This window comes from Roseomonas populi (assembly GCF_024594815.1).
Lineage (GTDB): Bacteria > Pseudomonadota > Alphaproteobacteria > Acetobacterales > Acetobacteraceae > Roseomonas > Roseomonas populi.
Window position 1 is genome coordinate 227561 of record NZ_JANJOU010000001.1, and the last position, 13385, is coordinate 240945.

Annotated in this window: 9 protein-coding genes; 3 read left to right on the forward strand and 6 right to left on the reverse strand. The window is 66.8% G+C overall.

Going from position 1 to position 13385, the window contains the following annotated elements; all coding sequences use genetic code 11:
- Positions 1-21: 21 nt before the first annotated feature.
- Together NRP21_RS01170 and NRP21_RS01175 are read right to left on the reverse strand one after the other, a co-directional pair.
- Positions 22-2346 carry an FdhF/YdeP family oxidoreductase gene (locus NRP21_RS01170; RefSeq protein ID WP_257714335.1) on the reverse strand — a complete coding sequence of 775 codons (2325 nt, stop codon included), beginning with the start codon at positions 2344-2346 and terminating at the stop codon, positions 22-24.
- On the reverse strand, positions 2346-3440 hold the full coding sequence (locus tag NRP21_RS01175; RefSeq protein WP_257714336.1) for a catalase family protein: 1095 nt from the start codon (positions 3438-3440) through the stop codon (positions 2346-2348). The genes NRP21_RS01170 and NRP21_RS01175 overlap by 1 nt, the downstream gene beginning before the upstream one ends.
- A 147-nt stretch (positions 3441-3587) precedes the next feature.
- Here NRP21_RS01175 and NRP21_RS01180 point away from each other — a divergent pair, with 147 nt between their 5' ends.
- A complete protein-coding gene (locus NRP21_RS01180) occupies positions 3588-3785 on the forward strand; it encodes a hypothetical protein (RefSeq protein WP_257714337.1) in 198 nt (65 codons plus the stop codon).
- Between the two features lie 68 nt (positions 3786-3853).
- On the opposite strand, the gene alaS is transcribed toward NRP21_RS01180, so the two are convergent.
- Positions 3854-6502, reverse strand: coding sequence for an alanine--tRNA ligase (gene alaS, locus NRP21_RS01185; protein ID WP_257714338.1), 2649 nt, complete (start codon positions 6500-6502; stop codon positions 3854-3856).
- A 227-nt stretch (positions 6503-6729) separates the two neighbouring features.
- Positions 6730-7326 (reverse strand): transposase, encoded by a 597-nt coding sequence (locus NRP21_RS27845; RefSeq protein ID WP_308219856.1) that lies wholly within the window; start codon positions 7324-7326, stop codon positions 6730-6732.
- A gap of 102 nt (positions 7327-7428) precedes the next feature.
- On the opposite strand from NRP21_RS27845, the gene NRP21_RS01195 reads away from it, so the two are divergent.
- Both NRP21_RS01195 and NRP21_RS01200 read left to right on the forward strand, forming a co-directional pair.
- Positions 7429-8523 (forward strand): hypothetical protein, encoded by a 1095-nt coding sequence (locus tag NRP21_RS01195; protein WP_257714339.1) that lies wholly within the window; start codon positions 7429-7431, stop codon positions 8521-8523.
- Between the two features lie 755 nt (positions 8524-9278).
- Positions 9279-10478 (forward strand): M20 aminoacylase family protein, encoded by a 1200-nt coding sequence (locus NRP21_RS01200; protein WP_257714340.1) that lies wholly within the window; start codon positions 9279-9281, stop codon positions 10476-10478.
- 107 nt (positions 10479-10585) lie between these two features.
- On the opposite strand, the gene NRP21_RS01205 is transcribed toward NRP21_RS01200, so the two are convergent.
- Together NRP21_RS01205 and recA are read right to left on the reverse strand one after the other, a co-directional pair.
- Positions 10586-12169, reverse strand: coding sequence for an ABC transporter substrate-binding protein (locus tag NRP21_RS01205; protein WP_257714341.1), 1584 nt, complete (start codon positions 12167-12169; stop codon positions 10586-10588).
- Positions 12170-12328: 159 nt separating this feature from the next.
- A complete protein-coding gene (gene recA / locus NRP21_RS01210; protein ID WP_257714342.1) occupies positions 12329-13366 on the reverse strand; it encodes a recombinase RecA in 1038 nt (345 codons plus the stop codon).
- Between the last annotated feature and the right edge of the window lie 19 nt (positions 13367-13385).

Consider the following 13385-nt stretch of genomic DNA (forward strand, 5'->3'; position numbering starts at 1 on the left):
CACCCCCTCCCCCGCGCCGCCTCACTCCGCCGCCACCATCATCCGGCGCTCCAGCTCCACCCGCACGGGAATGGCCTTCGCGGCGGGCACCTTGCTCTTCTCCGCGTGGTGCCAGAGCGGGATGAGCGGATTGCACTCCGGGTAGTAGCCACCGATCGCGCCGCGTGGGATGTCGTAGAACACCACCTGCAGGCCGCCCACCTGGCGGCGGATGTTGTCGTCCACCGCCGTGATGAGCGTCACCGTGTCGCCTTCCCGCAGGTCGCGCCGTTCCGCGTCCGCACGGTTCATCAGCACCACCTGGCGCGTGCCGCTGATCCCGCGGAACCGGTCCTCGTAGCCATAGATCGTGGTGTTGAACTGGTCGTTGGAGCGCAAGGTGACGAGCTGCAGGATGTCCGGGTCGTCCAGCTCCGTCTCCAGGTCCGCGCGGAACCCTGAGGGCACGATGAAGTTCGCCTTGCCCGTCTCCGTCTTCCAGTCGCGCTGCCGCGCGGGCAGCGGGCGCGGGAAGCCGCCGGGCTCGTGGACGCGCTTGTTGTAGTCCTTGAACATCGAAGGGTAGCTGGCCTCGATCGCGTCCCGGATCCTCGAATAGTCCGCCACCCACTCGTCCCAGGGCACCTTCGGATTCGGCTCCAGCGTGGCCTTCGCGATGCCCGCGACGATCGCAGGCTCCGAGAGAAGGTGCGGCGAGGCCGGCTCCACCTTGCCCCAGGAGGCATGGATGTGCGTCATCGTGTCCTCGCAGGACACCATCTGCGGCCCGCTCGCCTGCACGTCCTGCTCGATTCGCCCGAGGCAGGGCAGCAGGTAGGCGACCTGCCCATTGATCAGGTGGTTGCGGTTCAGCTTCGTCGCGATCTGCACCGTCAGCCGGATGGTCGGCCAGGAAGCCTCCATCCTATCCGTGTCCGGCACCGCGTGAACAAAGTTGCCGCCCAGCCCGATGAAGGCCTGGATGCGGCCCTCGACGATCGCCTCGCAGGCCTCCACCGTGTTCATGCCCGTGTCGCGCGGCGGCTCGAAGCTGTACTGCTGGGCCAGCCCGTCCAGCGGCACCAGCTCCGGCTTCTCGGAGATGCCGACGGTGCGCTGCCCCTGCACGTTGGAGTGCCCGCGCACGGGCAGGATCCCCGCACCAGGCTTGCCGATGTTGCCGCGCAGCAGCAGCAGGTTGACCAGCATCTGGACGCTCTCCACGCCCTTCTTGTGCTGGGTCAGCCCCATTCCGTAGATCGCCATGGCCGATGGCGCGGCGGCATAGACGCTCGCCGCGTCCTGCATCGCCTGCCGCGTCAGACCGGACCAGCGCTCGATCTCCGCCCATTCCTGCGCGCGGCACCAAGCTGCATAGCTGTCGAACCCATGCGTGTGCTGCTCGATGAAGGCATGGTCCAGCAGCGGGGCGCGCCCGGCTGCCATCGCGATGTCGTCCGCCTCGATCAGCGCCTTGGAGATCCCGGCGATGGCCGCGACGTCCCCACCCGCCCGGAGCTGGTGGTACTGGGACGCGATGCGCGTCTCCTTCTTCGTCAGCATCTCCGCCGGGCTCTGCGGATTGGTGAAGCGCTCCCAGCCGCGCTCCTTCAAAGGGTTGAACACGATGATCGGCACGTCCCGCTTCGCGCAGCTCTGCAGCGGGTGCAGCATGCGCGGCGAGTTGGTGCCGACATTCTGCCCGAAGGAGAGGATGCAGGCGGTCTTGTCGAAGTCGTCGAGCTGCACCGTGCCCACCGGCGCGCCGATGGACAGAGGCAGCCCGACCGAGGTGCTCTCGTGGCACATGTTGGAGCTGTCGGGCAGGTTGTTGTGCCCGTAGAGCCGCGCGAAGAGCGCGTAGATGTAGCTCGTCTCGAGCGAGGCGCGGCCGGAGGAGTAGAACACCGTCTGCTTGGGATCCATGCCGCGCAGTTCCGCGCCGATCTCGCGGAAGGCGTCCTCCCAGGCCACCGGCACCCAGCGGTCCCGCGCGCGGTCCAGCCTCATCGGATGCGTGAGGCGCCCGATCTTCTCCAAGTCATGGTCCGACCACTTCAGCAGGTCCGTGATCGTGTGCTGCTCGAAAAACTCGGTCGGCACGGATTTGCGCGTGATCTCCCAGGCCGTCGCCTTCGCGCCGTTCTCGCAATACTCGAAGGGGTACGGAACCTTCGGCTTGGCCCAGGAGCAGGAGACGCAGGAATACCCCTCCGGCTTATTCTGCCGCAGCAGCACGGCATTGCCGGTAGCGACCCGCTCCTCCCGCAGAAGCCTTGATTCCACCGAACGCAATGATCCCCAACCACCTGCAGGGCCGGGATAGGGCTTCACGCTCGCGGGGCGGGGCTTCTGCGTCTCGGACATCAGATCGGCACCTCTTCGGCGTGGCGAGGCTCCACCATCGGGCAGCCGCTGTGCCCGGCGCGGAAGCCGGAGGACATCTCGTAGGCCGGCTTGCGCGCGCGGTTGATGGATCCGAGCGGGCGGTGCGCGGCGAGCCCGTGCCAGGGGCTGAACGACATGCCGAGATCGACGGCGCGTGACCGCGCCTCGTCCCAGGAGGGCTGCCGCCCCACCTTGAGCCGCGCCACGGTGACGTAGGGACTTTCCTTCTCAGGCCACTGCACCGAGGGGTTCTCGATCGGCATCCGCTCGAGATCCGTGCAGAGCTGGACGCGCAGTTCCCATTCCGCGTCATGCTCCGCGAAGAAGGCCAGAACCTCCTCGCGCAGGGCCTCCGGCCGGCCGGAGACATTCACCTTCCTGTCCTTCAGCGCCTTCAGTTCCGGCGAGAGCGGCGCGACGGAGAATTTCGCCATGTAGGGACCGAAAAGGAAGGGCGTGGCGCTATAGAAGGTCTCGCCGAGGATGTGCGTGTTGGGGTGGCCGCCGAGCTGCTTGATTGTCGCGCTCTCCCCGCCAACCGCCTCGAGCACCGTCTCCGTGCCGCGCAGCACGGCGGAGATGGCCTTCTTGAAGCCCTGTGGGATGTCGGTGGTCTTGGCCAGCAGCTTCACGTTGCCCAGGAACTTCTTCGCCTGCGGCGCGGCGAATACGGGGGCGTTCACCATGACGAAGTCCTGGGTGGACTGGCCCTCGGAGCCCGGCAGCCGGTCGCCCTCGACGCCCACCACCTTCATGGCAAGGCCGCGAGGGACGGAGATGTCGTCGTCCAGCAGGTCGCCGGGATTGGTGGAGAAGCGCATCACCACGGGATAGGTGCCGGGCCTGCTGAAAAGACCCTGGCGGTAGGCGGGGGCCATGTCGGCGGTCACGCGCAACTCGCCGCGCAGCAGGCCGTGGCTCTTCGCGTGGACCGCGCGGACGGGGTAGCCGTAGTCCTTGTAGGTCGTCTCGACGATGCCGCGCATCGCCTCGACCAGCTCCTTCTTGGTCTCCTCCTCGCCCTCCTCCGGGTGCTCAAAGGCGGGCTCGTATCGGATGGGGCTGGCGGCCATGCGGGACTCCTGAATCCTCAGGTGAACGCCGCCCCGGAGGGGATGTTTCGAGGGGTGCACCGGGCGCTGTGGCCGCACTGCAACATGGATATTCTGAAACATCACGTGAGCGTGAAAGTTTAACAGAGGGGCGCTAGCGTTTGCCCCATGAGCAGCTTCCGAGCCCAGGCCATCGCTGGCCGCGTCGTCTTGGTCCATGACATGGCGGACCAGGTTGTTGTTTCCGAATTTGACGCCGCCGAGGCGTCCACGCTGCTGCGCCAGCTCGAGGATGCGTTGGCGCAGGTGGTCCGCGGCCTCGCCCAGCAGGCGAACGGGCCGATGAGCCCGGAGATGGTGGGCTAGCCGCCTCTTTCCGACGATCGGAGGGCGGGCCGCGCCGGGGTGTTCCCGTCGGCGGCCCACCCCCGGGGTCATGCCGTGAGGGCGCCGCGGATGGCGGCGAGGGCCTCGGCGGACTTGTCGCCTTCCGGTCCGCCGGCCTGGGCCATGTCGGGGCGGCCGCCGCCGCCTTTCCCGCCCACTGCCGCCGAGGCGGCGCGGACGAGGGCTACGGCGTCGGCCTTGCCCTTCGCGGCCTCTCCGACAGCGACGACGATGCTGGCCTTGCCTTCGGCGCTGGAGACGAGGGCGACGACGTCGGCGGTGCCGCCCTTGAGGATGGCTTCCGCCAAGCCCTTCAGGTCGCGCGGGGGGACTTCGCCGAGGTCGCGCAGGGCGACGCGGAGGTCGCCCACCGTCTCAACCTCCTGGGCGGAGGCGCCGGTGGCGAGCTTGCGGCGGAGGTCGGCGACTTCGCGCTCCAGCTTGCGGCGGTCCTCCACCAGGGCGGCGATCCGGGCGGGGAGCTCGCTGGCCGGGACCTTCAGGGTGGCGGCGGCCTCGCGGAGGGTGCGCTGCTCCTCCTCGATCAGGGCCAGGGCGGTGGCGCCGGTGACGGCTTCCACGCGGCGGACGCCGGCGGAGACGGCGCCCTCGCCCACGATCTTGAAGAGGCCGATGTCGCCAGTGCGGGCGACGTGGGTGCCGCCGCAGAGCTCCAGGGAATAGACGCCGTGCTTGGAGGTGGCCTCGGGGTCGTGGCCCATGCCGACGACGCGGACCTCGTCTCCGTACTTCTCACCGAAGAGGGCCATGGCGCCGGCCTTCACGGCCTCGTCCGGGGTCATCAGGCGGGTGGTGACCTCGCCGTTCTGGCGGATGCGGTCGTTCACCTCGGCCTCCACCCAGGCCAGGTCCTCGGGGGACATGGGGGTGGGCTGGGAGACGTCGAAGCGGAGGCGGTCCGGGGCGTTGAGGCTGCCCTTCTGGGCGACGTGCTCGCCGAGGCGGCGGCGCAGGGCCTCGTGCAGGAGGTGGGTGGCAGAGTGGTGGGCGCGGATGGCGCCGCGGCGGGTGTGGTCCACCTCCGCCACCACGGGGGCGTTGGGGTGGGCGATGCCGGACTCGACCTTGCCGATGTGGATGAAGAGGCCGAGCTTCTTCTGGGTGTCGCGGACCACGATCTCCATGTCGCCGGGGCCGCGGATGGTGCCGGTGTCGCCGACCTGGCCGCCGCTCTCGGCGTAGAAGGGGGTCTGGTTCAGGACGACCGAGACTTCCGTGCCGGCGGTGGCTTCCTGGACTTCCTTGCCGTCGGCGACGATGGCGAGGATGGAGGCCTCGGCACGTTCGGTGTTGTAGCCCTGGAATTCGGTGCCGGTGCCGAGCTTCTCCTTCAGGTCGAACCAGAGGGATTCGGTGGCGGCGTCGCCGGTGCCGGACCAGGCGGCGCGGGCGCGGCGGCGCTGCTCCTGCATCGCCGTCTCGAAGCCGGCGGTGTCCACGGGGCGGCCCTCGGAGCGGAGGGCGTCCTGGGTGAGGTCGAGGGGGAAGCCGAAGGTGTCGTAGAGGCGGAAGGCGACCTCGCCGGAGAGGGGCTGGCCTTCGCCGAGCTTGGCGGTTTCTTCCGCGAGGAGGCCGAGGCCGCGCTCGAGGAGGCTGCGGAAGCGGGTTTCCTCGAGGCGGAGGGTTTCGGTGGTGAGGGCCTCGGCGCGGACGAGTTCGGGGTAGGCGGCGCCCATCTGGCGGATGAGGACGGGGACCAGGCGGGGGAGCAGCGGGTCCTTCGCGCCCATCATGTGGGCGTGGCGCATGGCGCGGCGGAGGATGCGGCGGAGGACGTAGCCGCGGCCCTCATTCGAGGGGAGGACGCCTTCGGCGATGAGGAAGGCGCCGGAGCGGAGGTGGTCTGCCACGACGCGGTGGCTGGCGCGGAAGGGGCCGTCCGGGTCCTGGCCGGTGACTTCCGCGCTGGCGAGGATGAGGGCGCGGAAGGTGTCCGTGTCGTAGTTGTCGTGGACGCCCTGGAGGATGGCGGTGAAGCGCTCCATCCCCATGCCGGTGTCGATGCTGGGGCGCGGGAGGGGGCGGCGGGTGCCGGGGGGCCCTTCCTCGTACTGCATGAAGACGAGGTTCCAGATCTCGATGAAGCGGTCGCCGTCCTCGTCCGGGGAGCCGGGGGGGCCGCCGGGGATCGCCTCACCATGGTCGTAGAAGATTTCGGAGCAGGGGCCGCAGGGGCCGGTATCGCCCATGCGCCAGAAGTTATCGCTGGTGGCGATGCGGATGATCTTCTCATCCGGGAGGCCGGCAATCTTCTTCCAGAGGGCGGCCGCGTCCTCATCCTCATGGTAGACCGTGACGAGGAGCTTTTCCTTGGGGAGGGCGAAGTCCTTCGTCAGCAGGGTCCAGGCGTGGGTGATGGCCTGTTCCTTGAAGTAGTCGCCGAAGGAGAAGTTCCCGAGCATCTCGAAGAAGGTGTGGTGGCGGGCGGTGTAGCCGACGTTGTCCAGATCGTTGTGCTTGCCGCCGGCGCGGACGCACTTCTGGGCGGTGGTGGCGCGGTTGTAGGGGCGCTTCTCCGCGCCGGTGAAGACGTTCTTGAACTGCACCATGCCGGAGTTGGTGAAGAGCAGCGTGGGGTCGTTGCGGGGCACCAGCGGGCTGCTTTCCACGACGGCGTGGCCGTTGCGGGCGAAGTAGTCCAGGAAGGTGGCGCGGACGTCGTTGCTGCTGGTCATGGGGCGACTTTTATTCCGATTCCTCGCGGGAACGCGACCGGGGCGTTTAGCCCGTGGGAGGCTGGGGAGCCAAGCCCGGCGAGGCGGAGCCTCGCGGGCTGGGCTGCCCTGCCTTCCGCGAGCGGGGCGCGGAGCGCCATCGCCCGAGTGGGATGCGGCGGCCGATACCAGGGCGATGCGAAGCATCGTCCCGCCCCGCCCGCGCCGCAGAGGATGCGGGCCCGGGATCATGGCCAGCCGAACCTGACCACACGGGGCATCGATTTACGGCCCAGCGCAGCCTTTTCGAGCCACGCGATGGCTTTCAGCCGGGGTTTGAGGGCCGCCAGAGCCGCCCGGGTGGTGGGAAGGCGGGTCGGGAGCGCCCTGGCGAGCATTTCGGACAAAAGGGGGTCCGGGAGGAGCCAGGGCGGGCCGTTGAGGGCGGTGCGGAGGCCGAGCCTGCGGATGAGGAGAAGGAGGGTCATGCCTCCGAGGCGGGCGGCGCGGCGGGTGGCGCGGCAGATGGCGTACTCGATGGCGCGGAGGGGGTGGTTGGGGGCGAGGGCCGGGTCCGCGAGGGTTTCGAGGAGGCGATGCCAGAGGCCGGCATGGGTGAGGCGGCGGAAGTAGCGGGCAATGGTTTGGGTGTTGCCGTATTCGGGCGGGAGGGTGCGCCAGGGGTCGCCCGGGGTGCTGGCGAGGTGGAAGATGGCGTTCATGCGGGCGCGGAGGTCGGCGATGCGGCGGCCCTGCGGGGAGCGGGGGAAGACGTAGGGGAGAAGGGCGACCCAGGCGTCGTCGGTGAGCGTGGTCCAGGGGCGGGGTGGGGTGAGGCGGGACATGGCAAGCCTCCGGAATGGATGCTCATCCATATAGGATTTTAATCTTGACTTCAAGACTTAATTGACAGATGAGATGGCCTGACGATGGAAGGTGGAGCGGACGTGCACGTCTCCCTTAGATGGCCGAACTCCTCTCGACAGTTATTCGCGGGCATGATCTCGTTGCGGAGTCCGAAAGCGAGAAACCCTGTGCCGAAAAAGCCTTTTACGGTTCAATATAGGCAGCTAAAAACGGCAGATTTAGGCACCGGGATCGACCTGAAGGCAATGTTGGTCGATGTGCTGCGTAGGCGCGGATGGTCGACAAATGCGAAACTCCGCATCCTCGATCTAGATCAGGACAAGAGCTTCGTAATCCTGAATAAGCTTTCTGACCCTGACACTTGGGACAGCGCCGTCTTCGCCGGGCAGATAATCCACCTTCAAGAAGGCTCCGACGTTCATGCGGTATTGCAGTCATTAGACGAGGACACCAACGAATTTGTCATCCAGGGTTTGAATCTTGGCGATCAAGCCAGGGTGTTAAGAGGCGCGCTGTACTTCGCCATCGTGGGTAATCACGTCGGCATCATCGAGGGGCAACAGGTACGAGGAAGGACGTTGGAGAGGTACCTCACAGCGCTTTTTCAGCAAGCTGGAGAGCTAGAAGCGGGTCAGGCCATCATACTCAACAGCAAGTTTATGGCTGGAGATGGCAAAGAACTCGACGAGTCCGCCGAGGTTACAGTAGCCGCAGAGCCAAACAGAGGCGGTTCTGAGCCTCGGGAAAGATCGAGTCCAGATCGTGAATCCGCGATAGTGGAACGCGAGGCTGGCCATGCGCGGGACCAGGGGGCTACTGTTTTCGACGTTTTGAGATTGCTCGGGTGGAGTCCAGAGGCGATTTCAAGCTTGAATGCCGAAGTTCCGGATGATGGGTGGATCGAAGGTTTTTTCCGTGTTTTCATCAAGAGCAATCGAAAAAAGAGGCCGATCTCGCGAGCTACCATCAACGAGGCTCTTAGAAATATCGACCCAGCGGACTTGGGCCTACGTGGTGCTGGAACTGAGAAGAATGGAATAGTGAAGCTTTCGGTCCAGCGGCCGGTGGAAACAATTCGATCGCTAATCGATCCAGCTGATGCTATGGAGCAGATTGTTATAGCACTGAGGGACTGGGCAGTAGCAGGGAAGATAGATTGCCGCTTCGACGCATAGAGATAACTGTTTTAGCCGCTTCGATATCACTCGGAGCTGCGCTGCCGCCCGGGACAATCTCGGGCGATACCAGGACTTTGCTCGTTACATTTGTCGGAATTATTTCTGCTAGTATCCTTCCGACGGTAACGCTTCTCGTTAATGCCATGACTGCTGGCGGCCGGTCAGTGCATTCCATCAACCAGCTTGAAACCGAAATGCAAGCAGCGATGGACGCGCTGTTCTTTATATTGGGTTGTGCTCTCGTGACCCTATTAGGACTAGTCCTTCTGTCAGTGAAAGTACCTGAATTTCTCGGCAATTTACCGCGCCCAAATGTCGGACTGGTGCCTAGAGCAAGCCAAGCTATATTGTTAGCTGGCGCATCAATGGTCATTCTCCGAGCCGGACAAATACCAGCAATCCTAAGAAGATCACTATCAATAAGACATGAGATTGCCCTCGATGAAGCCAGACGCAAAGTCAACGACAAGGTCCCCAGTTCGGATGAACTAAGGCGTTCGTTCGCAAATCATCCGGATTTTGGAAAGATAGTTCCTCTACCGAATTCGCAGTTGAGGGAATGATTACGGCAACCGGTTAGGCGAAACCGGGGCTCAGGTTCTCGGCATAATAAGGGATGGCCTACTGCAAACGCCGCCGCAGATTTTGAAAGCCAGCGGTGCTCGCTCACAAGGCACCCGCACCACCCTAGCCATCCCCCTCGCCCCGGCTCACACTCCCAGTTCCCCTCCTCAGAACCGGAGCCCTCCCCCATGGACGACACCGCCCGCGCCGCCATCAAGGCCCTCCAGCCCGAACTCACCGCCATCCGCCGCGACATCCATGCCCATCCGGAGATGGGGATGGAGGAGGTGCGGACCTCCAAGCTGGTGGCCGACACCCTGCGGGGCTGGGGGCTGGAGGTGACGGAGGGCGTCGGGAAGTTCGGGGTGGTGGCGACGCTCAAGGGGCGGCTGCCGGGGCAGCGGGCGATCGGGCTGCGGGCGGACATGGACGCGCTGGCGATCGAGGAGGCGACGGGGCTGGCGCACGCCTCCACGACCAAGGGCACGATGCACGCGTGCGGGCATGACGGGCACACGACGATGCTGCTGGGGGCGGCGCGGCACCTCTCGCAGAACCCGGATTTCGGGGGGACGGTGCAGTTCATCTTCCAGCCGGCGGAGGAGGGGCGCGGGGGCGCCAAGGCGATGCTGGCAGACGGGTTGTTCGAGCGGTTCCCGGTGGATGCGGTGTACGGGCTGCACAATGAGCCGGGGCTGCCGGTGGGGCAGTTCGCGACGCGGACGGGGCCGGCGCTGGCGGCGGCGGACCGGTTCACCGTGACGTTCCGGGGAACGGGCGGGCATGGCGGGGCGGCGGCGCATCTTTCGACGGATGTGACGGTGCTGCAGGCGCAGTTCATCCTGGCGTTGCAGACCATCGTTTCGCGGAACATCGCGGCGGTGGATACGGCGGTGGTGAGCGTGGGGGCGATCCATGGCGGGTCCATGGAGTCGCTGAACGTGATGCCGGCGGAGCTGGTGCTGGGGGGGACGGCGCGGAGCTATACGCCGGCGGTGCGGGACACCATCGAGCGGCGGATGGGGGAGTTGGCGCAGGCGCTGGCTTCGGCCTTCGGGTGCTCGGCGGAGGTGTCGTACCGGCGGGGGACTTCGCCGCTGTTCAACCATGCGGAGCAGACGGAGGTGGCGAAGGCCGCGGCCGGGGCGCTGGTGGGTGCGGGCGCAGTTGAGGGGGATGCGCCGCTGGTGCTGGGGGCGGAGGATTTCTCCCAGATGCTGGAGGCGCGGCCGGGGGCGTTCATGTTCATGGGGAATGGCGGGGGTGGGGCCACGAGCGAGGGGCTGCACACGCCGAACTACGACTTCAACGACGAGGCCATTCCGTATGGGGTGGGGTACTGGGTGAGCGTGGTGGAGCAGGAGTTGGGGAGCGTGGGGGCTTCGTAGCCCCCTTCCCTGCTGGTGCGGGCGTTGGCGGGGTTCCGCGGCAGCCTGCTGGAAGAAGATGATGGGGGTTCCAAGGGGGAAGAATTCGTTCTTCCCCCTTGGGGTGTTCAGGCCGGGCGCACGTCCATGGCGAGGGTCATCTCGTCGGCGCGCGGGGTGTGGGTGTAGCCCTGGCGCATGGCCCAGATGTTCTTCTGGACGTGCAGGGGGATCCAGGCGACGTCGGCGGCGGCGATCTTCGTGGCGTCCTGCATGAGTTTCTCGCGGGCGGCGTCGTCGTTGGTGGCCATGGCCTGTTCGAGGACCTGGTCGAAGCGGGGGTTGCTGTAGCCGGTGCGGTTCACGGTGCCCCAGCCCTTCTCCATGTCGCGGGTGCCGAGGAGGCCGCGGAGGCCGGAGGAGGGTTCGCCGTTGGAGTTGGCCCAGCCGCCCATGGAGACGGAGTTGTCCAGGCGGGCGACGCGCTGGGCGACGACGGAGAAGGGCATGGTGTCGACCTTCGTTTTCACGCCGATGCGGGTCCACATCTGGCCGATGCTCTGGGCGACGCCGGCGTCGTTCACGTAGCGGTCGTTGCTGGCGAGGAGGGTGAGGGAGAAGCCGTTGGGAAGGCCGGCTTCCTGGAGGAGCTTGCGGGCCTTTTCGGCGTCGAAGGGTGTGGGGGGGAGGTCGGGGACGTAGCCGTAGGCGCCGGGGGGCATGAACTGGGCGGTGGGGAGGGCGGCGCCGGCCATGATGCGGTCGGCGATGGCGGGGCGGTTGATGGCCATGGTCAGGGCCTGGCGGACGCGGAGGTCCGTCATGGGGTTCCTGATAGGCTCGCCGTTGGGGCCGGTGACGTAGGGGGATTCCGGGCGGAAGTCCGTGCGGAGATAGACGGAGCGGAGGCTGGTGATTTCCGAGATGCGGAGGCGGGATTCGGTGCGGAGGCGGGCGAGGTCGGCGGTGGGGACGGCGTCGATGAAGGCGACGTCGCCGGCCTGAAGGGCGGCGGTGCGGGCGCCGTCGTTGGCGATGATGCGGTAGTTGACCTTCTGCCAAGCGGGTTTTTCGCCCCAGTAGGATTCGTTGCGCTCCAGCTCCACCACGTCTCCGCTGCGGAAGGCGATGAGGCGATAGGGGCCGGTGCCGATGGCGTTCTTGCCGTTGTTGAAGTCGCCGGTGTTGGGGGCCTCGCCGAGGCTGCGGGGGATGATGGTGAACTGGGAGGTGTCGGCGGGGAGGAGGGGGTAGACGCCGGCGGTCTTCATGCGGATGCGGTGGGGGTCCACCACCTGCATGGACTGGATGGCCTTGGTGAAGACGACGAAGGAGCCGGGGCTGTTCACGACCTTGGGGATGCGGTTGACGGTGTAGACCACGTCTTCCGCGGTGAAGGCTTCGCCGTTGTGGAACTTCACGTTTTGGCGGAGCTGGAATTCCCAAGTGGTGTCGTCCACGAGGCGCCAGGATTCGGCGAGGCCGGGGATGAGGCGGCCGCTCGCGTCGCGGTGGACCAGGCAGTCGAAGATGTGCTGGGCGAGGGCGTTGTTGGGGGTGAGCGTGTAGTAGTGCGGGTCCACGGAGCTGGGCGGGGCGCTGACGGCGAGGTTCAGCGTGGCGGTGCTGACGGGCTGGGCTTCGGCGGGGCGTTCTCGGAGCGTGAGCAGCGCGGGGGCGGCGAGGATCAGGCGGCGGGGGATGGCGGGCATGCGGGGCTCCTCCGGTGATGGGCCGGGTGGTGCGGTGGCAGCTTTCCTCTTTCGTGAGCGAACCAGTGGGGAGAGCGGGGTGTCAAGCGCATGGGGTGGAACGAGAAAGGGCCGCACCCGGGGGTGCGGCCCTTCCTTCGTTCGGCGCTGCCGTGCGGATCACTCCGCGGCGGCGGCCTCCTCGGCGTCCGGGGTGGTCATCATGGCGTTGGCCACGACGCCGGCCTGCTCGCGGATCCGGCGCTCGACGCTCTCGGCCATGGCCGGGTTGTCGCGCAGGAACTGCTTGGCGTTCTCGCGGCCCTGGCCGATCCGCTGGCTGTCGCAGGAGAACCAGGCGCCGGACTTCTCGACCACGCCGGCCTTCACGCCGAGGTCCAGGAGTTCGCCGACCTTGGATACACCCTCACCGTACATGATGTCGAACTCGACCTGCCGGAACGGCGGGGCCATCTTGTTCTTCACCACCTTCACGCGGGTCTGGTTGCCCGTGGTCTCCTCGCGCTCCTTGATGGCGCCGATGCGGCGGATCTCCATGCGGACGGAGGCGTAGAACTTCAGCGCGTTGCCGCCCGTGGTCGTCTCCGGGTTGCCGAACATGACGCCGATCTTCAACCGGATCTGGTTGAGGAAGATCATCATGCAGTTCGAGCGGGAGATGGAGCCGGTGAGCTTGCGCAGCGCCTGGGACATCAGGCGGGCGTGCAGGCCGACGTGGCTGTCGCCCATCTCGCCCTCAAGCTCGGCGCGCGGGACGAGGGCGGCGACGGAGTCGATCACCAGCACGTCGATGGCGCCGGAGCGCACCAGCGTGTCTGCGATCTCGAGCGCCTGCTCGCCGGCGTCGGGCTGGGAGATGAGGAGGTTGTCCACGTCCACGCCGAGCTTGCGGGCGTAGCCGGGGTCGAGCGCGTGCTCGGCGTCGATGAAGGCGCAGGTGCCGCCCTTCTTCTGGGCCTCGGCGACGCACTGCAGGGCGAGGGTGGTCTTGCCCGAGGACTCAGGGCCGTAGATCTCGATGATGCGGCCCTTGGGGAGGCCGCCGATGCCGAGCGCGAGGTCCAGGCCGAGCGAGCCGGTGGAGATGACCTCGATCTCCTCGTTCATCTGCTTGCCGCCCATCCGCATGATGGAGCCCTTCCCGAAGGAACGCTCGATCTGAGAGAGAGCGGCTTCGAGAGCCTTGTTCTTTTCCATACTGGAAAGGTTCCTTGCG